Raw genomic sequence first — 23588 nt, 5'->3', positions numbered from 1 at the left:
TCACATCGTGGTTTGTGTCAGGCAAAGTTAGCGGGATTGGTACTCGACAGAACGGGCAGGTCACGCTGGTGGCAAACATGCCATACTCTTTTCTATTTCTGTAATAAACTGTGTGCGTTGAGCTGACAAGGAGAAATGAATGTCGGGTGTACTGAAAGTTACGGGCGGCACACCGCTCACTGGTGAAATCACTGTTCGAGGGGCGAAGAACTTCGTCTCAAAGGCAATGGTTGCTGCGCTACTGACGGAAGAAACGTCGGTCTTGAAGAACGTGCCGCAGATCCGCGACGTGGACGTCGTCTCTGATCTTCTCCGTGCCCACGGTGCCGAAGTCGAGTTCAACCAAGAAGCCGGCGTTGTGACCATTACTCCAGGAAAGATCCATCTGCCTGATCCGATGGAAGTAGACCGCCTTGCCGGTTCTTCGCGTATCCCGATTCTTTTTGCCGGGCCGCTCCTTCATGCATTGGGGGAAGCGTTTATTCCCGATCTTGGTGGTTGCCATATTGGTGACCGCCCAGTGGATTTCCATCTGGCAGTCCTTGAAGATTTTGGTGCTCGACGCGATCCTCAGGCCCTCGGATTGCATCTGCAGGCACCTTCTGGCCTCGCGGCAAAGAAAGTTCACTTACCTTACCCATCCGTTGGTGCGACTGAGCAGACCCTTATGGCGGCTGTTCGCGCTGAAGGCATTACTGAGCTCTCAGGCGCAGCAGTGGAGCCAGAAATTATGGACCTCATCGCTGTGCTTCAAAAGATGGGTGCGCTCATCACAGTGGACACAGACCGCACAATCCATATTGAAGGCGTGTCCACCCTCCACGGCTATACGCATACGGCACTTGCTGATCGCATTGAAGCTGGATCCTGGGCAGCTGCGGCTCTTGCCACTCACGGAGACATCACTGTCCGTGGTGCTGAACAAGCGCCGATGATGAACTTCTTGAACATCTACCGCAAGATCGGTGGTCAATTCGAGGTACTCGATGATGGCATCCGTTTCTGGCATCCGGGAGGGGAACTGCATTCGGCAGCTCTCGAAACTGACGTTCACCCAGGTTTTATGACTGACTGGCAACAGCCGATGGTTGTTGCGCTCACCCAAGCAACCGGTGTCTCCATCGTTCACGAGACCGTGTACGAAAACAGATTCGGGTTCACAGATGCACTGAACCAAATGGGCGCTCACATTCAGGTCTATCGCGAATGCTTGGGTGGAAAGCGTTGCCGATTCGGAGTTTCAAACTTCTACCATTCGGCAGTAATTCAAGGTCCAACCTCTCTGAGCGCCGCTGACATTACTGTCCCAGATCTGCGTGGCGGCTTCTCGCATCTGATTGCTGCGCTCGCGGCGCAGGGGACTTCTCGCGTATCGGGTATTGACATTATCAATCGCGGTTACGAACACTTCATGACGAAGCTCGAAGCACTGAATGCGAACGTCGAACGCGTGGAGTGAACCTATGGGTTTCTTCACCGTTCCTCAGGGATCACCATGGATTATGCGCGTAGCTGTGCCGGTCGCGCGTGTCGTTCGAGCGATTATTTCTCGTCCCACTGTGGTGGGCATCGAGAAGATTCCTGCGACGGGTCCGGTGATTATTGCTCCTAATCACACTGATTATTTCGACGTGGTTCTTATGGGAATCGCAGTGGTGGAAGCAGGAAGAATGCCGATTTGGGTATCGGCAGACGAGTACTTCAAAGTGCCGATTTTTAAGTCTGTTCTGAAGGCTGTCGGCACAGTTCCTGTGTATCGTTCGACGGGACACGCAGGTGATGCACTCGTAGGTATGAAACAGGCTCTCGAAAATGATGGGTGCTTGGTGGTTTTCCCTGAAGGGATGATGAGTGTTGATCCCCAAAAGTGGCCGATAACAGGAAAGACGGGGATAGCGCGTCTCAGCGGATTGGTTCCGAATACCACCGTTGTTCCGGCTGCTCACTGGGGAACAGAACGAATCCTTGAGCCTTGGAGCCTGAAATTCAGTTGGCGGCGTCTGCGTTCGCCATCAACGGTGGTTTTTGGTGACCCAATCAAACTAGGAGTGACTCAAGAGTCGACGCATGAAGACGTGAAATCTGCCACCGAGCGGTTGATGCGTGCGATCGAAAAGCTTCTCGTCCCGTTGCGTAGGGTGAATTCCCTGGGATACACCACTGAGCCACGTGAGCTTCGCTGGGATAAAAAGCGTGACGGCGATCCACATACGGCAACTGCTGGCACTCAAGGTCTGCGAGAAGAGCTTCCTGATTTTGAGGCTCCAGTTCCCAACGTATAGTGTGTGCGAGCGTATAGCGGGTGCGACAGCGCCGTGAATGTTGAGGTGTTGTGCGCGCGATCCGCACGCACAACACCTCAAATTTAGCGTGCAATATCGATGACTAGCCGGGCAGGAGAATCTAGCCACGAGACTTTATATGGGCGTTTCTTATCTGAGCCAATGTAGATTTGGTGCGATCCTTCAAATCCTCCATTAACTTTCACTTCGCTAATAACGGATCCCGAAGGAATAACAGTCTGAAGGTCTTCTACGTGCTCGAGTGCCTTGGGGGAGCGAATTCCAAAGCCAAATACTTCGAGTGTGATATTTCCGCGCAAATCAACCGGAAAACCTGATCCTTCTTCAGTCGGGTGTGCAGTCCACTCGGCGCTCCACTGAACTGGAGCCTTCGCCTTGGAATACTCCACCACAACTCTGTCGAAGCCTTTGTCGGGGTGAGAACCGACACGAACTTTGATTGGTAGTGCTTGTGCGGAGTAATCCTTGGTGTTGTGTGAATGAGTGGCATCTTCAGTGAAACCGGTCAACTGGGGGGCCGGTGCCGAGCTAGCCGATCCTGCCTCAGTGGAGCTAGCAGGGGAATGCGTGGAAGGTGCGCTGTTCGACATTGCTGACGGCGCCGACGTCGACGAGGACGTTCCAGGGGTTGCTGTACACCCGGCCATTGCAACCGTTGCGATCATGCCTAGGGCAAGAAGCTTCTTCATTGTTTCTCCTTCGCGAAGATATCGTTCATCCCACTGTACCGCGGCTGACTAATCGTCGGCTCCTCAAGTCGTGGAGAAATGACCGCGCTAGAATAACCCTATGCGTAAAATCTCAGTTGCAGTGATTTATGGCGGACGCACGGGTGAACATCCGATTTCGTGCGCGACAGCGGGGGCCGTTATGGCGGCAATGGATCCAGAAAAATATGACATTGTATCAATCGGTATTCGTCGCGACGGGACGTGGGTGCCCGGGGAAACTGATCCGGACAAGTTGCAGCTCGGTGATGCTACAGCTGAGGTTGCTCCATCCCCTGAGCGAATTATTATTTGTCCGGGCGATGGAACCCAGCCCATACTGGCTCGCAACAGCGAAACTGGTCATGTTCGTGAACTCGGTTCAGTTGACGTTGTTTTCCCTCTCATTCACGGACCATTCGGCGAAGATGGCACTCTCCAAGGGTTACTTGAGATGGCAGGCCTTTCCTACGTCGGCTCGGGTGTCTTCGCTTCGGCGGCGGGCATGGATAAGGTCTACATGAAGCAATTGCTTGAACATGCGGGTCTTGCTGTTGGCCCGTATGTTTATGTTTCGCATGCACGGTGGAAGAAACATCGCCAAGAAGTCCTCGACGAAATCTCGCAGCTCAAGTTCCCTCTCTTTGTCAAGCCTGCACGCGCTGGCTCCTCACTCGGCATGACGAAAGTGAACACTATGGCGGAGATTGATGCTGCTATTGCGAACGCTGCCACTATTGACCCACGCGTTCTTGTCGAGCAAGGTATCAACGGCCGTGAAATTGAGTGTGCTGTGCTTGGCGGACTTGGTGGAAAACCTGCAATGGCGTCAGGAGTGGGAGAAGTTCTCTTAGACGTCCCGGAAGGCGAATTCTACGATTTTGCGCATAAGTATGTTGCAACTGATGTGCTCACGAATCAGATTCCTGCAGATGTGACTGCTGATGAATGTCAGCGGCTTCGTGACACTGCGTTGCGCACTTTCGAGGCATTCTCGTGCGAAGGGTTGACCCGCGTGGACATGTTCTTGTGCCCAGATGGCAGCGTGGTGGTCAACGAGCTCAATACGATGCCTGGTTTTACGCCTTTCTCAATGTACCCAGCGTTGTGGCAGAAAGAAGGACTGACCTACCCACAGCTTGTTGATCATCTCATTGAGCTGGCGCTTGAACGTCCAATTGGACTGCGCTGATTGCGCAATGTTGAGCATATGAAAATTTCTTCCATGAGTGAGGACGCGTTAATCTCGCGTCTGCGTCCACTCCTGACTGTCTCACCCTGTGCCAGTGTGCCCAGTGGTGACGACAGTGCTGTTTTTTCGCTGACAGGAGCGACCACGCTTTCCGTTGACTTATTGGTTGAGGGGGTGCATTTCCGTCGTGACTGGTCCACTGGCTACGACGTCGGCGCGCGGAGCGCAATGCAGAATCTCGCCGACGCTGTGGCGATGGGAGCACGTCCACGGTCACTGATCGTTGGCCTGGCACTCCCACGGGACACGGAAGTGGAATGGGTGGAAGATTTTGCCCGAGGTATGGCTGAAGCCTGTGCGCCGCTTGAAGTCGGGATCGACGGGGGCGATATGGTTGTCTCTGACGTGGTCACCGTGTCAGTCACTGTTTTGGGGGATATGGAAGGACGTGTCCCTTTGCGTCGATGCGGAATGCAGCTTGAAGACCAGCTCGTGTTCGCAGGAAATCTTGGACATAGCCGAGCCGGCTATGAGTTATTGACTGCGGGGTACACGCGAGAGGATGAGAATCCGAAAATTTCGACAATGATCGACGATTTCCTCGTTCCGAAACCACCGCTTACTCTTGCACTTCGTGCTGCTCACTCAGGAGCACTCCACTCGCTCATGGACGTCTCTGACGGCTTAATAAAAGATGTGGGTCGGATGGCGGATGCCTCGGGTGTTTGGGTAGATATTGATCACCAGACGATCACACGGTTAGTTGGTCCGATAGCAGTTGCAGCGGGACGGCTGAGTGCTGACCGGAGCGTGTGGGCATACACAGGCGGTGAAGACCATGGTTTCGTTGGCACAGTTGCGAATGGTGGTGCGATTCCTGAGGGATTTATCCGCATCGGTTCAGTGCGAGGTGCGGCGTTGGGTGGACGGGTAACAGTCGCGGGTGTTCCATTTGACGGTGACGGCGGCTGGGATCACTTCGAAGATCACGCCTGATTTTAACTGGTGTCCTGCCTCAGACCTTGGTGTCCGCCATACTGGTTTTCTTTTCCGGAGTGTAATCCACATGGCGGTGAGGTTGGTGACGCATCAACAGGCCATGTGAATGAAAGTGCCCTGATGTGTAGAGGAAAACGCACGAAACATTCAAGAGTCTGACCTCTTGTCTCCTTTGAACAATGGCAACTATGTGCCATAAAGTGAACCGGGATAACGTGGCTCTGCTCGTCATATGCCTGTTAACGAGCCTATTGTCAGCCAAATCTCCAAGAGATATTTACATGTTTATGAAATAAATGAGGTCAAAGTAGATGCATTCGTTGAAAATGCTTCGTCGTGTCATCGTGACGTTTTTTGCATTAGTGGTCAGTATAGGGATAGCGACACCGTTGGCTACGGCAGATGACCAAGGTCGATATCTGACGATCTCCCTTGTCGGTGATTCCTACACGTCCGGTAATGGTGCGGGAGGATATTACGGGCCGCAAAAGCTCTACCGGTCTGCACATAATTGGGGTCACAGCTATGCGCGTTGGCTAAATGAACAGGGTGTTCACTCTATTGTGCGCAACTATTCATTTTCAGGAGCCACCACCGACGATGTGCTCAAAAAGCAGATCCCAGAGGTGGATCCCAATTCCGACGTCGTGATGTTGACGGTCGGAGGAAATGACGTCGATTTCACGAGTATTGTCACGAACTGCTTTGCGATTGGAATTCGTAGTATCAGCACGTGTCAGAAGTCAATAGAATCTGCTGACAAGCAGATTCCGCAAGTGATTGCACAGACCGAAAAAATTCTTTATGCGTTACAAGAACGTATAAAACACGGTGCAGAAATTGTGCTTGTGGGGTATCCGCTTCTCTCGAAAGAATCGGACTACGTTATTCAGCCCTGGCTGTGGGGCACCCCGTATCCGGCGGCGTTTCACACGCGCGAACTGGGGAAGAAAGCAACAATTGCCCAACGCGATTTGGTGGAGAAATGGAATGCAAATTCTCACAACAAACTCCATGCGTCGTATGTAGCAGTTGAGAATCACTTTGACGGGCATGAACCAGATCCCGAAGTATCAGCTCAGAATCCTTACCGTTGGATTAACGAATTTTTTGAGACCGAGGGGAAAATCGGTGCTGACGGGAGAACCGAGTCAGTCCAGTCCATCACTGAGGTCGCTAACTGGTATCACCCGAATATTATTGGGCATACCGAGATTGCCAACCTTTTGGGCAAAACAATCGGAATTCCGAAATCTGTTCGAACTGCACGTAATGAAGCACAGGATATTGATCTGGTGTTCGTCGTTGACAACTCCCTCACACAACACGCGTGGCTTGGGGACGCAACCAAACAAATTCGGCGAATTTTCGCTGAGGCGACTACTCGTGCCGGACAACACGGTAAAACTGTGCGAGCTGCTCTCATGACATACCTGGCGAGCGCAAAAAATGACGTCACTGACGGTTCTGAGATTCTTGTTTCTTCGAGGACAGAGAAAAATGGCACTACCGAGCCACGTGTGAGTGGAAAATCAGCTCCCGACAATACCGAAGCTCGTAAAGATGCCATAGAGAAAACGTCGGAAGCGCCGCTGGGAGATACAAAAGTAGCCACTGGGCAGCTGACATTCGACACCACTGTCGCTTCGTTGACGGCAAAGCTCGACGCCGTCACCCATGGGAAAACACTGACGACGGCCTCGACGTTGCGTAGTGCTCTTAAGGATGCGTTGACACAAAACTGGCGTAAAGATGCGCGAAAGATCGTGGTTCTTCTGGGGACAACAGATCCGGCTCCCAGTAAAGACGATCCCTCGTGGGAAGACCTTGAAATTGCTGCGTTTGGTGCTGATTCGGCAGAAATCCTTGTTATTGAACCAGGAGAAAAAACAAGTAAAGAGCTCACTCAACTTGCTATGCACACCGGTGGACACGTTACTCAAGCGAAGACGTTGAAGCCGTTGATTGTTGCCCCACCAAATGCGTTTATTTCGGCACCGAAGCAGGTGAGCGTCGGAGAGAGCATTATTCTTGACGGTTCGGGATCTTATGCCGAAGAGGGCGCTATTGTCCGTTACGAATGGGATCTTGACGGGGACGGAACATACGAGCACGCCAGCTCCGCTGACGGAACGATTGGTGCCAATCCGCTACAAGGCTTCAAGGCGCAGGAGGTAGGAAAGAAAACAATCAGCCTCCGAGTGACCGATGCATACGGTAAACAAGCAATGAGTACTGTGGAGATTGCGATTTCCTCAGCGAAGGCTGAGGACTCGTGGGAGGCTGTTCCATTGACACCTCTGACTCCAGCACAGCCGGGACAACCGAATGGTGAGGCTTCCGTGGCTCCTCAAGCAGACGGCACGACACAACGGGTTCATATCCTTCTCAAGGACACGAAAGTTCGTCGTGGTGACGTTCTTGCATACGGAGTGAAAGGGCTGCAACCGCAAGAAAAAGTATCCCTCGAGATCCATTCGACACCACTTGAGCTTGGTTCGATGACGGCGAATGCTCGTGGGCTCGTGGCGGGACTGTGGACAGTTCCTGCAAACTTCCCAATAGGGAGGCACACTCTGGCTGTGAAGACTCATACGGGAGATTTTCAGGTCACGTTCGATGTACTGCCGAATCGCGACGGCGGAAAGGCAGCAGAACAACCGATGTCTCCTGCTCCTCAAAGGCAGACTGACAGAGTCGATAAGACATCTGGAAATTCCACAGATGCTGAGCTTTCGCTCACCGGTAGCACTGCTTTCGCGCAAGCTGGATATGTGATGTCTTTCCTCACGTTCGGCGGTCTGGCAGTCGCTTTCGCGTTCCGTATGCGCAAGAAAAGCTGATAGGGAAGTGGCGACGGCGATTTTAACGTCACACACGAACACCTCCGCCCTGAACTAACGCAACGTGGTGGGCGTGAGCAAGAAAATCTTGCTCACGCCCACCACGTGTTGAATATTGAGTTGCACAGCATACAGTTTTTGGGTATCAAAAGGCCCCTGCATGAGCAGGGGCCAATTTGTCGCGATCAGATGTTGCGAGTCACCTTGCCGGCCTTAAGGCAGGAGGTGCACACATTCAGGCGCTTAGGCGTTCCCTTAACAAGCGCACGGATGCGCTGAATATTTGGGTTCCAGCGACGGTTGATGCGCCTGTGGGAGTGCGAGACGCTCTTGCCGAAGCCCGGGCCCTTGCCGCAGACGTCACATACAGAGGCCACGGTTATCTCCTTCGTTTAGCTTCACTTACGGATTTCTCCGCTTACCAATATTGGCAACTAAGCCAGAGTAGCCCAAAAGTAAGCTGTGGTGCAATTTGTGTCACCGTGGCATAACGCACTTGAGAGGCGGGCTATGGCGGTTTCTTTCACTGTCTAAATTGGGGTCAATGATAGTCTGACTTCAGAACGATCAGGGGAGAAGAGGATGATGGTTGCTGCAACGCGTGCCGAACAGCGCGAACCTCTCGGGCGCTCTCTCGAGCGTTTTCTTGGAAAGAAAACTGCGTCAGCGTTTGAAAAGCTTAACATTATTACTGTTGCTGATCTCCTTCTCCATATTCCATTTCGACTCGCCCATCGTGGCCAACTCATGAGCATTGAACGCGTGAGTGAGGGACAGTCGGTAACCGTCATTGGGTCAGTGATGAATTCCACTCTGCGGCCGATGAATGCCCGACGTGGTTTTCTCCTAAACGTTGTGATCTCCGATGGAATGCGAGATCTATTATTGACTTTCTTTGCGAAGAATCCTCGTCCACTCAAGTTCCATGAATCACGGCTACAGCCTGGAACAGTCGCGGTTTTTTCAGGAACAATCTCTATCTATCGTGGAGCACTCCAGCTCAATCACCCCGATTACGAACTCCTCGACGACGAAGGAGATTTCAATCCGGACGCTATTGCCCGCCCGATCCCGATTTATCACGCCTCGGCTTCGCTCCCATCGTGGAAGATTGCCAAAGCAGTACAGGTTGTGTTGCCACAGATCACGCCAGAAGACATTCCTGACCCACTACCGGCATCGTACCGCACCCTCTACCAACTTCCTACAAAATTTGATGCGCTACGGAATGCGCACACGCCGCAAAATGACGAGGAGTGGAACATTGCGATGGAACGTATGCGTCACGAGGAAGCATTTGTTCTCCAATCAGTCCTCGCCACTCGTCGCGTTGCAACAGAAGAAACAGCAGCTGTCGCAATGCCACGTAGCGACGGTGGAGTGCTGGCTGACTTTGACACGCGACTTCCTTGGCCGCTTACAGAAGGTCAGATTGAAGTCGGTGAGGAAATTGCCCGCGATCTTGCCTCAACTGTGCCAATGCGGCGGTTACTTCAAGGCGATGTCGGCGCAGGAAAAACGGTTGTGGCGTTGCGTGCGTTGCTTCAGGCAGTCGATGCCGGACGGCAAGGGGTTCTCCTAGCTCCGACGGAAGTTCTGGCAGCGCAGCATCTTCAGACATTACGGACACTCTTGGGAGATTTGGCATTAGGCGGACAACTTATGGCACCCGACCATGCTGTTCAGCTCGAATACCTCGTCGGGTCACTCAGTGCCAGGGAACGTCGTGTGACATTGGCAAATATCGCCTCTGGTGCGGCAGGGATCGTTGTTGGTACTCATGCCCTGCTCCAGGAACATATTCATATTCCTTTTCTCGGTTGCGTGGTTGTTGATGAGCAACACCGATTCGGTGTCGATCAGCGTGATGCACTCGCCCGGGGTGTGCACATGCTCGTAATGACAGCCACACCAATTCCACGCACAATCGCGATGACCACTTTTGGAGATTTGGATGTTTCGGTTCTCCGCCAGGTTCCAAGCGGACGTGCAGGAGTGGTAACGAATCTTGTTGCGTCGTCGAACCGCGTGTGGATGGAACGCGTATGGCAACGAGCCCGCGAAGAAATCGATGCTGGTGGACGCGTTTTCGTGGTATGCCCACGTATCAGCGCCGACGACAGCGAGGACGATTTCGAACCAGCCGAGGATCTTTTTGGGAACAGTGTGTCGCTTGCATCAGTTGAACGGACAATGGCTGATCTTGCTCAGAACCCAGCTTTGAATGGTGTCGCGATGAGGGCGATTCACGGGAGAATGAGCGCCGATGAAAAAGATACCGCGATGGCTGATTTCATCGATGGACGATCTCCGTTACTTGTTGCAACTACGGTGATCGAAGTCGGAGTGGACGTCCCGACAGCCACAATGATGGTAATTCTCGACGCCGATCGCTTTGGTTTGGCTCAACTCCACCAGTTGCGTGGGCGTATTGGGCGAGGTCAGAAACTCGGACTATGTCTCGCTGTTCACAGTAGTGCGCCGGGAACACTCGCTTACGAACGTCTGGAAGCATTCGCTGGAACAACTGACGGTTTTCAATTGGCGAACGTTGACCTTGAGCTGCGTAGTGAGGGAGACGTATTGGGATCGAGACAATCAGGGACGACATCAACACTACGTTTCCTGAGTGTTTCGCGAGATGCCAGTATTATTGAGACCGCGCGTCGGGCAGCCGTTGAGCTTGTGAGTAGTGATCCTCATCTCATCACTGAACCTGCATTAGCAACTGCTGTGGCGAGTGCCCATGCCGACTACATTGAGAAAGGATAGGAGAAATGACCCGAATTGTCGCAGGTAGCGCGAAGGGGAGAATTCTTCAAGTTCCCAAGTCTGGCACAAGACCCACCTCCGAAAAAGTGCGCGAAGCGCTCTTTTCACGCTTAGTTCATCGCGGCTATGTGGAAGGATGTCGCGTGCTCGATCTGTATGCAGGTTCTGGTGCAATCGGTCTTGAAGCTGCGTCGCGCGGAGCAGGGAGCGTTGTCTTGGTGGAATCGAATCCTGCGGCTGCGAAAATTATTCAGGCCAATGCCCGTGCAACCGGTCTGAACGTCAGCGTTGTGAAACAGAGTGCTGTTTCTTATCTCAGTAGTCTTCACGGCATTGAGTTCGATCTTGCTGTACTTGATCCTCCCTACGACGTCGGTGAAGAGGAACTCGCACTTGTTCTTCACTTGCTCGCAGCGCATCTTGTGTCGGATGCTCTCATCGTCGTCGAACGATCCAAACGAAGCCCTGAGCCAAGCTGGCCAGAAGGATATGAACTCAATGACCAGCGCACGTGGGGTGATACATGCGTGTGGAGTGCCGCTGCTGCGGAAGTGGATGCGTAGAATAGCGCTATGACTATTGCTGTATGTCCTGGTTCGTTTGACCCGATCACACTCGGTCACCTCGATGTGATCCGACGCGCTACCACGATGTTCGACCACGTGATTGTCGCGGTGTCGACAAACTCGGCAAAGCACTACATGTTCTCGCACTCTGAGCGAGTTGAGCTTGTGCGTCAGGCATGTCAGGACGCAGGTATCGATGTTGAGGTTGTTTTCATAGACGGTCTGATTGCACAGTTTGCCAGCGATCGTGGAGCAGTGGCCATTGTCAAAGGTTTGCGAGGTAGCGCAGATTACGATGCTGAAGTGACGATGGCGTTGTTAAACCGACACATTTCAGGTGTGGAGACAGTTTTTGTGATGGGTGATCCCGCACTCAACCATGTCGCGTCCTCTTTCGCGAAAGAAATCGCCTCATACGGCGCTAATATTGATGATTTCGTGCCGGCGAATGTGGCCAGTGCGATCCGAGGAAAGGTAAAGAAATGAGCGAAGCAGGATCTCTGCTCGAAATTGTTGACGAGATGATCGCCATGGTGGAGCGTGCTCGTTCCGTTCCGATGTCGGCATCTGTCATGGTCAACAAGTCGGAGATGCTCGATCTTCTCGATGCAGCTCGTGAAATGGTTCCCGACCAAATCGGACGTGCAGACGCCGTGCTTGCCGAGGCGCGCGCAACTCGTGAAGATGCGCGCAATGCCGCCGACGTCGTCCTTGACGATGCGCGAAAAGAAGCCGAAACGATCGTTGCCGAAGCCCGCGAGCAGGCCTCGCGTTTGGTGGCATCGGATTCGATTACGATCGCAGCGAAATCGCAAGCGGCTCGAATCGTCGATGAAGCAAAGTCTCAGGCTGCGAAACTTCGCTCTGGTGCAAATGACTATTCGCAGACTATTCTTAATGAGCTTGCTGGCCAGCTTGAGCATCTTCAAGATCAGATTTCCGCTGGACGTGCAGTGCTGATCGAACGTACCACTCCGGCTGCGCCGGAAGAATGAGGAACTGATGGATCTGAAGTCCCCCTTTGTCATCTCGATTGTTGACCTTCCGCGACAGGAAGGGGCGATCCGTCAGATGCGCAGGTCTTTCGACGCGCCGGCCGACGTCGGCGTACAGATGTACTCTGTTGAAGAAGGCTCTGAGCTCGATGTTGACTTCACCCTCCAATCGGTTTCCGAGGGCGTGCTGATCGACGGTTACGTTAATGCTCACGCACACGGCCAGTGCTCACGTTGTCTGATTGATATCGACGACGACATGAATGAACGCATTTCTGAACTTGTGTTCTACCCCGAGCGTGCTGCTGTATTGGAAGACGAAGGAGATGAGGAAGCTGAGGATTTCTTCCTCATCGAATCAGATCGAATCGATCTGGAGCCCATTATCCGCGATTCTCTTGTTTTGGCAATGCCGCTTCAGCCGTTGTGTCAACCTGATTGCGAAGGTTTGTGCCCGGTATGTGGTGAGCGTTGGTTAGATCTGCCTATCGACCATGAGCACCCAGAGGAATCATCAGATTTTTCCGTGCTTGATGCTCTCGCTGCGAAGCTCCGTGCCGAGGAAGAAGGCCGCTGATGCATCGCGACAGCAGTGAGTTTGACGTTGAAGCGTGGGGTGCGCCCATTGATCCTGTCCTTCTGACACAGGCCTTGACGCATCGGTCATGGGCTTTCGAACACGGTGACGCACATAATGAGCGCCTGGAGTTCCTCGGCGATTCGATTCTCGGTGGCGTCGTGGCGCGTCGCATCTATGTCGATTTTGCCCAATCAGACGAAGGCCAGATGTCAAAGATCAAAGCTGCTTCTGTTTCGGAGCGTTCGCTTGCTCAAGTGGCGCGCCGCTTGCATATTGGTGATTTTGTGCGCCTGGGCAAAGGAGAAGAACTGAGCGGGGGCCGTACGAAAGAATCTATCCTCTCGGATACCGTCGAGGCACTGATCGCGGCTACCTATCTTTCCTCGGATATCAATGTGGTGAAGGATGTGATTGAACGCCATCTGCTGGTGCAGATCGATGCGGCATCAAAGATGGGACCCGCTTTGGATTGGCGTACCGCGCTCGAAGAGCTCGCGCGTGCAAAGTCAATCAGAGGAGAGATTTCGTACGAGATTATTGGCTCAGGCCCGGATCATGCCCGATCATATGAAGCACATGTTTTCATCGGTGGCGTGGAGTACGGGGTAGGTCATGCTTCGAGTCAAAAAATGGCAAAACTCGCCGCGTGCGAAAATGCATACCATGCAATGAGTGAACGATAACGACTCTCGCTCGGACAAGTGTGCTGTTGTGAGGTACATTATGTTCTCGTGAGGCGTGGGTCGTTCGGCCCGGTCAAAAGAAAAGGTGAAACGTGGATAAAACGAACGTAACAGTGATGATTATCGACGACCATGAGGTGGTTCGTCGCGGCATCGCAGAAGTTGTGGAGCGTGCAGATGGCCTGACCGTCGTCGCGGAGGCTGGCACAGTTGCTGAAGCTGTTCGCCGTGCAGAACTCATGCACCCACAGGTAGCGCTCGTCGATCTGCGTCTGCCAGATGGTACCGGTATCGATATTCTCCACAAATTCGCTGAAGTTGCACCCGATGTAGCTCCGATTGTTCTCACCTCTTTCGACGACGACGATGCGCTGGCTGAAGCACTTGCCGCAGGCGCTCGCGCATACCTCCTGAAGTCTGTTCGCGGCGCTGAGATCACGGAAGTCATTCGCGCTGTTGCTGAAGGACGCGTTCTGCTTGACGATCGCACGATCACGCGCCACCGTGAGGATCATGACGATCCAACCGTTGACCTCACGCCCTCGGAGCGACGTGTCCTGGAACTGATCGGTGATGGGCTTTCTAATCGTGAAATTGGCGATAAGCTTGGCGTCGCGGAAAAGACAGTCAAAAACCACATCACATCTCTGCTTTCCAAGATGGGGATGAAGCGGCGTACACAGGTTGCTGCGTGGGTTGCTGGTCAGCGAGCAGCCGGCTGGCGTAACCAAAACTAATTTTTCGCACAATTGATCGTATAATTCTGTGTGCCCTCATGGGGTGCTCTGTGATTGGAGCAGTCTTCGTTTACGACGGATGGATTGCATCTTGCCAGGATTCATGAGGGTCTATCGGTACTGTCCTCACCTCAGTGGTTAGTGTCTCTAAGCAGGAGGCTCGTTGTGTGTTTCGTGACAGCTATTCAAAATGGGAAGTTTTGTAAATTACGTGTTCCCTTCAGTTTCAAATTATGGAAAAGTGCGACAATGCGATTATTGTGTGTCGCTAAAATAGCTTGTGATCACACATTCGCTCTTTTAAACTGGGAGTCTCCCGCGAAGACGCGAACGACTCCCTGCTTTAACAATAAGGTGAAACAATGCAAAAAAGAATCTCGGTGTTTTTATTGTAGCTTTGAGTATCTTTACTGGAGCAGGGGCTGCCGTTGCTTATGCTGACACCACGCCCATTAGTGGTGCTTAAATACATCTGGTTCTCTTGTGAAGTATGACTACACACGGACGCATACTTTTAACGGATCAATGACGATCGACATCAACGGTATACCGTCAACGTATCTGCAATTGGGGATGCGAAAGATGAAGATTGCAGGCGGGCCCAGATTGGAGGGACACTTCAGCGGGACAAGAAAGGCAAACATTGGTGGACTAGCGGCGCAAGGGAACACGTTTTGCCCTTCAAGGACGAATGGGTGCGACATGGTTCTGGCAACACGATAATCACTGGGGTGGGACGATTACCTACTGAGGGAGTGAAATGAACTCAAAAACAAGGGCATTGCTTATCGGCTTGATAGCGGTTTCAATAAATCTGGGAGCATGTAGTAATCCCATAGCTGCTGACTCGCAGAAGCCGATGGAAAGTCAATCCCCAGCTACAGTTACCGTTTCTAAGCGCGATATCAGGCCAATAGTTTCGCAATCTGGCGCCGTCGAAAATCTTTCTCCGTATGTTGTTATGGCGCCAAAAGCTGGCAGAGTTGAACGTATAGTAAATGTTGGCGATACGGTGAAAAAGGGCGACCGGCTTGCTGTAGTGTCAAATATCGATATCGTGGCACCGACCGATGGTCGGATAACGAAAGCAGTACCACATGGGGTTTCGGTTCCTGCGAGTTTTTCTCTCGTAACGGTGGAGTCTGAGTCTTTCTCAATTTCGGTTCAAGCCAAACTCATCGAACATCAGTTTTCAGCGAGCTCACATTTTTTGGGACGGTATCAAATTGAGGGAGGCGCTGGTCCAGCCAATTGTGAAGCCGTCGTATTCGCTGAGGAACCGCGTGAAAGCAGCGGAAATGAGGGGAGCACCAAGGCACTGAGTTCTTCAACGCCAGGACGGGCATCGTCAACTTTGCAGTGCGTTATTCCACGTAACGAGAATGCTTTCCCGGGTGGGATTGCTACATCAGTGATCTCAGCAAGGACGCGTCAACAAGTACTTGCTTTGCCAGTGGAAGCAGTAGCGGGTAGGGAGAATCACGGCGAAGTGAACGTTCATCGTGGTGGGGAAACGCAACGCGTGAGTGTTGTTCTCGGAGTTAATGATGGAGCGTGGATCGAAGTGATCTCGGGTGTCAAGGAGGGCGAGCAGGTTGATTCACTTGCTCCAAAACTGGATCCATTAGGCAAGCAATGACACTGATTTCACTGGTCAACCTCAATGCGAATGTTTTGCTGCCTGACGGGAATCACCTCACCACTGTTGACTGTGTGAATCTCGACGTTGAGGAGGGACACTCATATTCGATCATGGGGCGTTCGGGCTCAGGAAAGACATCGTTGATTTCGATCATCGGTATGTTGAACATGCGATTTGATGGACAATATCTCTATCACGGGCAGGATGTCCACCGAATGTCCGATCGCGAACGAGCAAAGCTACGAGCGGAAAAAATTGGTTTCGTTTTCCAAAATTATTCGCTCATTGCGCACATGCATGTGTGGGAGAATGTCGCGTTACCTCTGATGTATTCGAAAAAAATGTCACGCAGAGAGTTACGTTTACGTTCGCTCACGGCACTTGACGAAGTGGGTCTCGCGAACCGTGCCCATGACTATCCCTCGCGTCTTTCGGGTGGAGAACAACAGCGTGTTGCCATTGCTCGGGCCTTAGTGACGAACCCCGAGTTTATTATCTGTGATGAACCGACTGGCGCCTTAGACCGATCCACGGGTGATCGAGTCATGGAGACTCTCCTGGCCTTGATTGATCAGAAAAGTGTCACCCTGCTGTTGGTGACCCACGATTAGGAAATAGCGCAAATGTGCGAGAACCAGTTGACCATGGATCGGGGAAGAGTACTTCATGTTTAGAATGGTTCTCCAAGATATTCGAACATCACGATTGCGCACAGTGATTACAGCGTTTTCTATTTTTATCGGTGTTATCGCGGTAGTTTTTTCAGTTTTGATCGGAACAATGGGAAAAAGCTATCTCGAATCCACGATCGCCCAGAAATCTGGGCGTCCGATAACGTATCAAGCTACTTTGAACGATCTGTCGTTCACCGTTGCTGATTTAGCACGTCTTGACCACCGTATTCAAACGATGGAAGGAATCGATGGGACGATCGTTATCGAAACGCCGGACATTTTAGCGAATCTTCTTCCTAGCAAAAAACACGAGCAGAATCAAAAGACTGCAGACGACCATCGCGATGTTTATTCCGCGCACGTATTGCTTGTCTCACCTGAATACTCCACGGTGTATTCAGTGCCCATGACCCGAGGGACATGGTTTACCCGAACGGGCATGGGCATGCCCCTTGCAGCAATTGTTAATAAGAAGCTTGCACAAGAACTGAAGGAGGTTCAGGAGGTATCGGCTTATATCGGAAATTTGCGCTCACCGATCACGATTCCAATTCAGGGTATTGTCAATGACGGGGAGAACGATGAGGCGAAGATGTTTTTACCACTCGACCAAGCCCAAACTTTCTTCCGAGGACTTCTGGAACAAGGCAACCTGTCGCTCCGTTTACACCCCAATATCGAGGGAATAAGTAAAGAGACAGTACACAGACGTGTTTCTGATGTTATTTTTGACATTTTCGGCGACACAAAATTTGAGTTTTCTATCGTCAACGACGGTAATCAGTTTTCGGGCGTCATCGACTTCCTTCAACGAGGTTTTCTTCTCATTTCTGCCGTGATTCTTTTCGTTTCGATGCTTGGTCTGCTCAACATCAGCATCGCATCAACAGAACAGAAGACTCGTGAGCTCTTGATTCGTCGGGCAGTAGGAGCATCAAGAGTTTCAATTTTCAGTCTTGTTCTTTTCTCAATCGTTCTATTGACGGTTGCTGTATCTATTCTTGCTGTTGGAATGAGTTTTGTCATTGTCGAGATTCTTCCGGTTCTCGTTCCTGATGATTCGCCAATTGAAATCCCGGGATTCCCATACGCTGCCGCAATTGCTGGCATCGGGAGTGCCGCAATTACGGGATTACTTGCCGGCGTGATTCCTGCTTACCAAGCCGCGCGTCTGGAGCCGGCTCTAGTTTTGCGCTAACTCTTACGTGAAAGGAAAAGATTATGAAAAACACTCGCAACGTCTTTTATGTACTTTTATCCGTTGCGCTCATGAGCGGATGCGCTTCGAAGGGTTCTACAGTCGAGGAGACATCAGGGAAGTCTTTTATTCATTACGAACAACTCCAAGATGAGTATCGTTCCTCTCTTCAGAAGCTCGAGTTTCCCGAGGGTTTTGTTCCTCCGTCAACAACGACCGAAGAAAAAGATGCCACTTTTCAGCGCGGCTATGGAAACACACTTGCGTCATATACGTGGCAATGCGCATGGGAAAAGGAATGGCTCAGCCAGTATTCAACAGATACTCTTCGAGCTAATCGTGCGCTCAACATCTTGGAAAAAGCGACGTCAATGGCCTATCTTGATCACGCTCACGCCGATGATGCAACACGTCGTGTCTTCAAAGAAAACCTCGATAAAGCAAAGTTGGGAGATCCATCGGGACTTCAGAACGATGTCACGATAAATTGTCCGTAACTCAGTAAGCGAAGCACGTGAATTTGAGCTGAAACTCTCAATGTAAGGGGACGCTCCAACGCATGAGTGTGCCTTTCGAGTCTGAACGCGGCCCGAGCACAAATTCGCCACGGTGGCGGCGTGCTCGCGCAGCGAGGTTTGACGTTCCAGAGCGTCGGCCAAGCGTCGGGGTAATCCCTTCGCCGTCGTCGGCCACCTCAATGATAAGTTCATGCGGGGAAGCGTCAACGTGGACTGACACAGACGATGCGTGTGCATGTCGGGCAGCATTGGACAGTCCTTCTCTCACGACTGCCACGACATCATCAGCGATATCAGCCCCGACGGCGTCGTCAATGAGTGTCATTTCATTTTCTGTCTCGAAGGGCTTGCCATTCCATGTGATGATGAGCGAGGGAGCAAATCCTAGCATCTCGCGAGCTTTCGATGCTTCGTCTGCCAGACGTGGAGCTACTGCTGCAGACGATTCAGAATCTCGAAGTCTGCGTACAATGGCACGAATTTGGGACACGGAATCGTCAATCGCCTTGATGGCATGATCAAGAGAATCAACAACCTCGTGGGGAAGATCGCGCTGTTCAAGATCCTCTTTGACCGCGGTGATATGCATTCCCGAGGCAAAAAGCTGCTGAATTGCAAGATCATGAAGGTCGCGTGAAATTCGCGAGCGTTGATCTAACTCTGATGCTAGCTCGGAAGCGAATCGGGCTTCGGCGAGCTCAAGCGCAATGGCAGCTTGCTTTGCTGCGTTCTCACCCATGGCAAGGTCATGGAGATTAAATTCTTTCTTTCCCGGACGGCGCAAGAGGATAATCACGCCTTTACCGACTCCCTTAGCGATCAAAGGAGCATAAAGAGCAGGACCCCAATGGCGCATTTGGTCGAGCCGGACAGTGCGCAAACGTTGCATCGAATCGATCACCATCCCTGATTGTTCGGAGATTGTGGTTTGCGCCCGCCCATTCGGCGGGAATTCCACACCGAGAAGGTCACCCGCGTCACCGTCAACAATCTCGCCAACCCAGGTGTTGTTGATCGAGGGAAGAACCATGACAGCGGCGTCAGCTTCAGCAGCCAAACGCATCTCGTGTGTGATGACTTCGAGTGCCTCGTCCTCGTCGGTTCCTTCAAGAAGTGCAGACACAATGTGCTGGGTGGCATTGAGCCAGCCGGCGCGATTTCGTGCCTGAGCATAGAGACGTGAGTTCGTTACGGCAATGGCAGCAGCGCGGGCGAGCAGGCGCATGTTATTTCCGTCATCGTCGGTGAACCCGCCCGCTTTATTTGTCAGGTATAGACGCCCCCATACCTGTTGGTCGATCGGTATCGAGACACCGAGAAATGAATTCAGCGGTGGATGGGCATCTGAATGAGGCTTACGAGGCATCGGGGGGAGATCATTGACGATGAGATATCCGAAGGCAGGAACGCGATGGAATAGACCATGCCCGCGTGGGGGACGTCCGAGTTCTTGTGCTGTGGCTTCATCCATCCCTGATTGAATGAACTCCATCGTTTCTCCATGAGAATCGAGCACGGAGATAGCAGAGAATTCGGCACCCGTTAGCAAGCGTGCGGAATCAGCAAGATAATGGAGCGCCTTCTCGCGCTCAAGATTTCCTGTCAGCGCCAGTGCCTCGCTGATCACGTCCATGACGCTCATCGCTCACCCTCCTGCAGTAGTGCCCATGCATACGGCTCATGCGTTTCAGCGAGTTCCTTATGCGTTCCACTTGCCACCACGTGGGCGACTCCTCCCACATTACCAAGAACGATCACACGGTCAGCAGCCGTCAGAGGGCTCAGACGGTGAGTGACAAGAACCACTCCTCGTTCTCCGCGTCCAGCTGTGAGAAGATCCGTGATGAGCTGGTCAGCTGTTGCCGGGTCGAGATGCTCGCCAGGTTCATCAAGGAGCAGAAAATCGGCTTGCGAGGCAAGTGCACGAGCCAACAGTAATCGTCGACGTTCGCCGCCCGACATCGTCGTCGCATCGGAGCCCAACTGAGTATGCAGACCGTGGGGAAGTTGCGAGAGCCAATCGCTTAGCCCTGCCCGTTCGAGAAGGATGAGGGCGTCTTCTTCAGTGGTATCGCCGCGACCCACCCGAATATTTTCGAGCACCGACGTTGCGAATACGTGAGCATCTTCAGCAGTCAAAATCAATGATTGTGAGACATCCCGGCGTTCGAGCTGGCTCACTTCATCTCCATCCAACCGCACTGAGCCGCGGTGAGGAGGAATAAGGCCAGCAAGCGTTGCGAGCAACGTAGATTTTCCGATTCCTGAAGCGCCGACAATAGCCAGGGACTGCCCGCGCTGGACGGCAAGTGAACCGATGTTACCGACATCGGGGCCACCGGGCCACCCGATGACAAGGTTGTCGGTGACTATCCCCGACGCATCGTGCAAGACAATATTGGGGGAGCGATGAGTGATCCGGGCAGTAGCATCGTCATCGAGAATGTCAATAATCCTGCGCGCGGCAGCAGCAGAGCGAATCAGTTGGATGCCAGCGTCACTCAGACGTTGAGTGGCTTCGAAAGCGGAAAGCGGAGTGAGGACACACACGACATAATTGACGGGGGAGAGGGCGCCCATGCGAACTTGCCATGCCCCAATTGCAATCGCACTGAGCACTGCGATCCCCAGTGCCAGGACGTCGAGAGCGGCGGCGAGTGCAAGAGGCCGCGCAGATCGATCGCGATGTTGGCGAATGCGTTCCTCAGTGGCCTTGCAAGCGTTCTCCATTTCCTCAAGACGACCCGAAATGCGCAGTTCGGAAGCATGTTCAAGGAGTGCTAACGTCTCTGCACCTAACACCGCACGATCTTCGACCTGCGCTTCTTGGGCGATTGCACCATGCATGGCCACCCACGGAGCGACAATGCCAGCCAGAATAAGGGTGAGGGCAAAAACGATGCCAATCAGCGGGGAAAGTGAAGTGACAATCGCGAGTGAAATAGTGGAGACCGTCAGTGCTACAGCGGCTGGGAGCATTGACCTGACCACCAGGTTGCCAACCTCATCGACGTCGGCGCCGGTACGCGCGAGCAGATCGCCGCGTCGGAGGGACGTGACTCGATCCGTGCGTGAATCTGCGAGTGCTGAATAAATCGATGTGCGTAGATTGGACATGCCGTAGAGGGCAACCCAGTGCGAGGTGATCCGTTCGAGATACCGGAAAATCGCCTTGCCCACGCCAAATGCACGGACGCCGACGGATGCGACGGACAAATCGAGAACCGGTGGCAATTGAGCAGCTCGCGCAATAAGCCAGGCAGATGTTGCGCCCAATGCGACTCCGGATCCAATAGCGCCGGTTCCTGCAGCTACGGATGCAACGAATTTTGTTTTATCGTAGTCAAGGAGCTCGATCGCTCTTTTGAGCGCGTGACGATCCGCTTTGCTCAGGACACTCATCGGATGCCTCCATTTCTGACAGATCGTGGGATGGCGTAATCTGCTTCGCCGTTAAGCACTCGATTTACTGCCGCGATCGCCTCGCGCCGCGCAGCTTCAGTAGCGAGTTCTTCCGTGATGTCACGAGTTGACGATTCGACAGAGATCACGTTGTCCGCAAGTGCGATCAGCGACGTGCGATGAGCGATCACAAGGACGGTATGTCCTGTCGCACGCAATTCGTTGACAACGTCGATCACGTACGTTTCGCTTGTGGCGTCGAGGTGGGCTGATGGCTCGTCAAGCACGATGAGCGGACGAGGGTGTACGAGTGCGCGGGTTAGTGCAAGGCGCTGGCGTTGTCCCACGGACAAACCGACACCACCTGAGCCAATGTGTGTGTCCCATCCATCAGGGAGTGTTGCGACGACGTCGGCGAAACCAGTGAGTTCCGCAGCACGTTGTGCTGTTTGTGGACTCACGCCGAGGTTTTCGGCGACGGTGCCAGGGATGAGTGCCGGACGCTGGGGAACCCACGTAATATTTTCCCACAGTGACTGGGGTGAGATCTTTGACAGAGGAGTATCGCCGATGCGGATTTCACCTTCGGAAGGGGACAGAAGGCTGAGTAACATCGAGACGGCAGTTGTTTTCCCTGCACCTGAGTGTCCGCGCAGGATGGTCACCTCACCGGGCGACACAGTGCCTGAGAGATGAGAGGGAGCGACTGTGGCTCGTCCCTGAGCTGCGAATGACACATTAATGAAGGAAATCGGATGTGTGAGTAGATTAGGGCACTTTTCGGTTCCGGTGGGAATGGCCAGCGGTGTGGTCAGGAGTGTCAGCACAGCATCGACCGCAGCCACTCCGTTTGCTGAAGCATGGAATTGTGTGCCAACTTCACGCAGTGGACGCAGAATTTCGGGAGTGAGCATAATCAAGATCAATCCGTGTGCGAGGAGGATTGATCCACCAACCATACGGAAACCGACTTCGACAGCGACGAGCGCCGTTGTGAGCGTGGTGAGGAATTCAAGTGCCGCACCAGATAAGAACGCTACCGCGAGAGTCTGAAGAGTCGAGGCGGCAAAACGATCGCCAAGGGTTTTGACATGTGTATCAGGTCCTTTTTCGCGGCCAAGAGCTTTGAGTGTAGGGAGTCCAGCGAGCAAATCGAGTAACTGGGCTGATTGCTCTTCCATCGTTTTAAGGCGTTTCGCAGAGTAGCGAGCGGTGAGTTTGCCGATGAGGATCATGAAGAGGGGGATCAGGGGAATGCAGGCGGTCACCAGGAGTGCTGAAAGCCAATCAAGGTAAGCAACAACCACCAGCAAGGCTGGCATTGCGATGGCTGTGAGAAAGAGCTCTGGAAGGAATTTGACGAAGTAGTCCTCGAGATCATCCAGGCCTCGGGTTGCGAGGGTAACAACTTTCGCAGAGTGACCTTCGGCAAGCCACCGTTCGCCGAGATCACCTGAATGTCGTAAGACCTGTGCTCGCAGATCGGCGATGACTGTTAATGCGGCACGGTGGCCGATTGCCTTTTGAGTATAGGCCACACCAGATCGAGCCACGATTACTGCAACTAACGCAAGGATGAGTCGAGCTGCCTCGGGGCCATCACCGTAAAAAATAGGGTCAACAGAGTATGCAATGAGAAATACTTGGGCTGCGATCAGTGCAGTAGAGATAACTCCGAGCACAACAAGGAATGCAATATAAGTACGGGCGGTTGAGGCGTAACGGATCAAGCGCGGATCAAACGGCTTCACGACTGGTCCTCCTTTCGTTTAGCCCT

General features: G+C 52.8%; 21 protein-coding genes. 16 read left to right on the top strand and 5 right to left on the bottom strand.

The genetic code is table 11. From position 1 onward, the window contains the following. The first annotated feature begins 139 nt into the window (after positions 1-139). Together murA and ACTOVJ_RS01590 are read left to right on the top strand one after the other, a co-directional pair. Positions 140-1459 (top strand): UDP-N-acetylglucosamine 1-carboxyvinyltransferase, encoded by a 1320-nt coding sequence (gene murA, locus ACTOVJ_RS01595; protein ID WP_449501080.1) that lies wholly within the window; start codon positions 140-142, stop codon positions 1457-1459. Positions 1460-1463: 4 nt separating this feature from the next. Continuing rightward, positions 1464-2282, top strand: a complete 819-nt coding sequence (locus ACTOVJ_RS01590; RefSeq protein ID WP_449503937.1) for a lysophospholipid acyltransferase family protein — start codon at positions 1464-1466, stop codon at positions 2280-2282. An 83-nt stretch (positions 2283-2365) separates the two neighbouring features. Here the strand turns inward: ACTOVJ_RS01590 and ACTOVJ_RS01585 are convergent, their stop codons facing one another. Next, on the bottom strand, positions 2366-2992 hold the full coding sequence (locus tag ACTOVJ_RS01585; protein WP_449501078.1) for an AMIN-like domain-containing (lipo)protein: 627 nt from the start codon (positions 2990-2992) through the stop codon (positions 2366-2368). A gap of 100 nt (positions 2993-3092) precedes the next feature. Here ACTOVJ_RS01585 and ACTOVJ_RS01580 point away from each other — a divergent pair, with 100 nt between their 5' ends. The 3 genes from ACTOVJ_RS01580 to ACTOVJ_RS01570 all read left to right on the top strand — a co-directional run bounded on the left by ACTOVJ_RS01580 (position 3093) and on the right by ACTOVJ_RS01570 (position 8044). Next, the gene (locus ACTOVJ_RS01580; protein WP_449503938.1) at positions 3093-4202 is read left to right on the top strand and encodes a D-alanine--D-alanine ligase family protein; all 1110 of its coding nucleotides are present in this window, start codon (positions 3093-3095) and stop codon (positions 4200-4202) included. An 18-nt stretch (positions 4203-4220) separates the two neighbouring features. Further along, a complete protein-coding gene (thiL, locus tag ACTOVJ_RS01575; protein WP_449503939.1) occupies positions 4221-5198 on the top strand; it encodes a thiamine-phosphate kinase in 978 nt (325 codons plus the stop codon). A gap of 314 nt (positions 5199-5512) precedes the next feature. Beyond that, positions 5513-8044 (top strand): GDSL-type esterase/lipase family protein, encoded by a 2532-nt coding sequence (locus ACTOVJ_RS01570; RefSeq protein ID WP_449503940.1) that lies wholly within the window; start codon positions 5513-5515, stop codon positions 8042-8044. Positions 8045-8229: 185 nt separating this feature from the next. Here the strand turns inward: ACTOVJ_RS01570 and rpmB are convergent, their stop codons facing one another. After that, positions 8230-8421 (bottom strand): 50S ribosomal protein L28, encoded by a 192-nt coding sequence (gene rpmB, locus ACTOVJ_RS01565; protein WP_278013363.1) that lies wholly within the window; start codon positions 8419-8421, stop codon positions 8230-8232. Positions 8422-8626: 205 nt separating this feature from the next. Here rpmB and ACTOVJ_RS01560 point away from each other — a divergent pair, with 205 nt between their 5' ends. The 11 genes from ACTOVJ_RS01560 (at position 8627) to ACTOVJ_RS01510 (ending at position 18388) form a co-directional block, all read left to right on the top strand. Continuing rightward, complete coding sequence (locus ACTOVJ_RS01560; RefSeq protein WP_449504605.1) at positions 8627-10816, top strand: ATP-dependent DNA helicase RecG; 2190 nt, start codon at positions 8627-8629, stop codon at positions 10814-10816. Positions 10817-10821: 5 nt separating this feature from the next. Continuing rightward, the gene (gene rsmD, locus ACTOVJ_RS01555) at positions 10822-11379 is read left to right on the top strand and encodes a 16S rRNA (guanine(966)-N(2))-methyltransferase RsmD (RefSeq protein WP_449503277.1); all 558 of its coding nucleotides are present in this window, start codon (positions 10822-10824) and stop codon (positions 11377-11379) included. Positions 11380-11388: 9 nt separating this feature from the next. Then, entirely contained in the window at positions 11389-11868 is a 480-nt protein-coding gene (gene coaD, locus ACTOVJ_RS01550; RefSeq protein ID WP_449503278.1) for a pantetheine-phosphate adenylyltransferase, read from the top strand. Continuing rightward, complete coding sequence (locus ACTOVJ_RS01545) at positions 11865-12377, top strand: hypothetical protein (protein ID WP_449503279.1); 513 nt, start codon at positions 11865-11867, stop codon at positions 12375-12377. The genes coaD and ACTOVJ_RS01545 overlap by 4 nt, the downstream gene beginning before the upstream one ends. 7 nt (positions 12378-12384) lie before the next feature. Next, on the top strand, positions 12385-12954 hold the full coding sequence (locus tag ACTOVJ_RS01540) for a YceD family protein (RefSeq protein ID WP_449501070.1): 570 nt from the start codon (positions 12385-12387) through the stop codon (positions 12952-12954). After that, entirely contained in the window at positions 12954-13640 is a 687-nt protein-coding gene (rnc, locus tag ACTOVJ_RS01535; protein ID WP_449501069.1) for a ribonuclease III, read from the top strand. Before ACTOVJ_RS01540 ends, rnc begins: the two co-directional genes overlap by 1 nt. A gap of 116 nt (positions 13641-13756) precedes the next feature. After that, positions 13757-14377: a response regulator gene (locus tag ACTOVJ_RS01530; RefSeq protein ID WP_449501388.1), complete on the top strand. Its 621-nt coding sequence runs from the start codon at positions 13757-13759 to the stop codon at positions 14375-14377. A gap of 760 nt (positions 14378-15137) precedes the next feature. Further along, positions 15138-16016: an efflux RND transporter periplasmic adaptor subunit gene (locus ACTOVJ_RS01525; protein ID WP_449501068.1), complete on the top strand. Its 879-nt coding sequence runs from the start codon at positions 15138-15140 to the stop codon at positions 16014-16016. Further along, complete coding sequence (locus tag ACTOVJ_RS01520; protein ID WP_449503942.1) at positions 16013-16630, top strand: ABC transporter ATP-binding protein; 618 nt, start codon at positions 16013-16015, stop codon at positions 16628-16630. The genes ACTOVJ_RS01525 and ACTOVJ_RS01520 overlap by 4 nt, the downstream gene beginning before the upstream one ends. 55 nt (positions 16631-16685) lie before the next feature. Then, on the top strand, positions 16686-17891 hold the full coding sequence (locus tag ACTOVJ_RS01515; protein WP_449503943.1) for an ABC transporter permease: 1206 nt from the start codon (positions 16686-16688) through the stop codon (positions 17889-17891). A 23-nt stretch (positions 17892-17914) separates the two neighbouring features. After that, positions 17915-18388, top strand: coding sequence for a hypothetical protein (locus ACTOVJ_RS01510; RefSeq protein WP_449503285.1), 474 nt, complete (start codon positions 17915-17917; stop codon positions 18386-18388). Positions 18389-18425: 37 nt separating this feature from the next. Here the strand turns inward: ACTOVJ_RS01510 and ACTOVJ_RS01505 are convergent, their stop codons facing one another. The 3 genes from ACTOVJ_RS01505 to cydD are packed head-to-tail and all read right to left on the bottom strand — an operon-like array spanning position 18426 to position 23562. Beyond that, positions 18426-20051, bottom strand: a complete 1626-nt coding sequence (locus tag ACTOVJ_RS01505; protein WP_449503286.1) for a GAF domain-containing sensor histidine kinase — start codon at positions 20049-20051, stop codon at positions 18426-18428. Then, positions 20048-21811: a thiol reductant ABC exporter subunit CydC gene (gene cydC / locus ACTOVJ_RS01500; RefSeq protein WP_449503944.1), complete on the bottom strand. Its 1764-nt coding sequence runs from the start codon at positions 21809-21811 to the stop codon at positions 20048-20050. The genes ACTOVJ_RS01505 and cydC overlap by 4 nt, the downstream gene beginning before the upstream one ends. After that, positions 21808-23562 carry a thiol reductant ABC exporter subunit CydD gene (cydD, locus tag ACTOVJ_RS01495; protein WP_449503288.1) on the bottom strand — a complete coding sequence of 585 codons (1755 nt, stop codon included), beginning with the start codon at positions 23560-23562 and terminating at the stop codon, positions 21808-21810. The genes cydC and cydD overlap by 4 nt, the downstream gene beginning before the upstream one ends. Positions 23563-23588 lie beyond the last annotated feature (26 nt).

Source organism: Arcanobacterium sp. (ex Cirak et al. 2026) (assembly GCF_053585065.1).
Note: the sequence above shows the minus strand (reverse complement) of the source record. Positions and strands in the feature narration are given on the sequence as shown.

Excerpts from the sequence above, each read along its gene's own strand:
- ACTOVJ_RS01505 (WP_449503286.1), bottom strand. The coding sequence starts at position 20,051 with ATGAGCGTCATGGACGTGATCAGCGAGGCACTGGCGCTGACAGGAAAT.
- rnc (WP_449501069.1), top strand. The coding sequence starts at position 12,954 with ATGCATCGCGACAGCAGTGAGTTTGACGTTGAAGCGTGGGGTGCGCCC.
- ACTOVJ_RS01540 (WP_449501070.1), top strand. The coding sequence starts at position 12,385 with ATGGATCTGAAGTCCCCCTTTGTCATCTCGATTGTTGACCTTCCGCGA.
- rsmD (WP_449503277.1), top strand. The coding sequence starts at position 10,822 with ATGACCCGAATTGTCGCAGGTAGCGCGAAGGGGAGAATTCTTCAAGTT.
- ACTOVJ_RS01570 (WP_449503940.1), top strand. The coding sequence starts at position 5,513 with ATGCATTCGTTGAAAATGCTTCGTCGTGTCATCGTGACGTTTTTTGCA.
- cydC (WP_449503944.1), bottom strand. The coding sequence starts at position 21,811 with ATGAGTGTCCTGAGCAAAGCGGATCGTCACGCGCTCAAAAGAGCGATC.
- thiL (WP_449503939.1), top strand. The coding sequence starts at position 4,221 with ATGAAAATTTCTTCCATGAGTGAGGACGCGTTAATCTCGCGTCTGCGT.
- ACTOVJ_RS01590 (WP_449503937.1), top strand. The coding sequence starts at position 1,464 with ATGGGTTTCTTCACCGTTCCTCAGGGATCACCATGGATTATGCGCGTA.
- ACTOVJ_RS01530 (WP_449501388.1), top strand. The coding sequence starts at position 13,757 with ATGATTATCGACGACCATGAGGTGGTTCGTCGCGGCATCGCAGAAGTT.
- ACTOVJ_RS01520 (WP_449503942.1), top strand. The coding sequence starts at position 16,013 with ATGACACTGATTTCACTGGTCAACCTCAATGCGAATGTTTTGCTGCCT.
- ACTOVJ_RS01545 (WP_449503279.1), top strand. The coding sequence starts at position 11,865 with ATGAGCGAAGCAGGATCTCTGCTCGAAATTGTTGACGAGATGATCGCC.
- ACTOVJ_RS01560 (WP_449504605.1), top strand. The coding sequence starts at position 8,627 with ATGATGGTTGCTGCAACGCGTGCCGAACAGCGCGAACCTCTCGGGCGC.
- ACTOVJ_RS01580 (WP_449503938.1), top strand. The coding sequence starts at position 3,093 with ATGCGTAAAATCTCAGTTGCAGTGATTTATGGCGGACGCACGGGTGAA.
- ACTOVJ_RS01510 (WP_449503285.1), top strand. The coding sequence starts at position 17,915 with ATGAAAAACACTCGCAACGTCTTTTATGTACTTTTATCCGTTGCGCTC.
- ACTOVJ_RS01525 (WP_449501068.1), top strand. The coding sequence starts at position 15,138 with ATGAACTCAAAAACAAGGGCATTGCTTATCGGCTTGATAGCGGTTTCA.
- murA (WP_449501080.1), top strand. The coding sequence starts at position 140 with ATGTCGGGTGTACTGAAAGTTACGGGCGGCACACCGCTCACTGGTGAA.
- ACTOVJ_RS01585 (WP_449501078.1), bottom strand. The coding sequence starts at position 2,992 with ATGAAGAAGCTTCTTGCCCTAGGCATGATCGCAACGGTTGCAATGGCC.
- coaD (WP_449503278.1), top strand. The coding sequence starts at position 11,389 with ATGACTATTGCTGTATGTCCTGGTTCGTTTGACCCGATCACACTCGGT.
- ACTOVJ_RS01515 (WP_449503943.1), top strand. The coding sequence starts at position 16,686 with ATGTTTAGAATGGTTCTCCAAGATATTCGAACATCACGATTGCGCACA.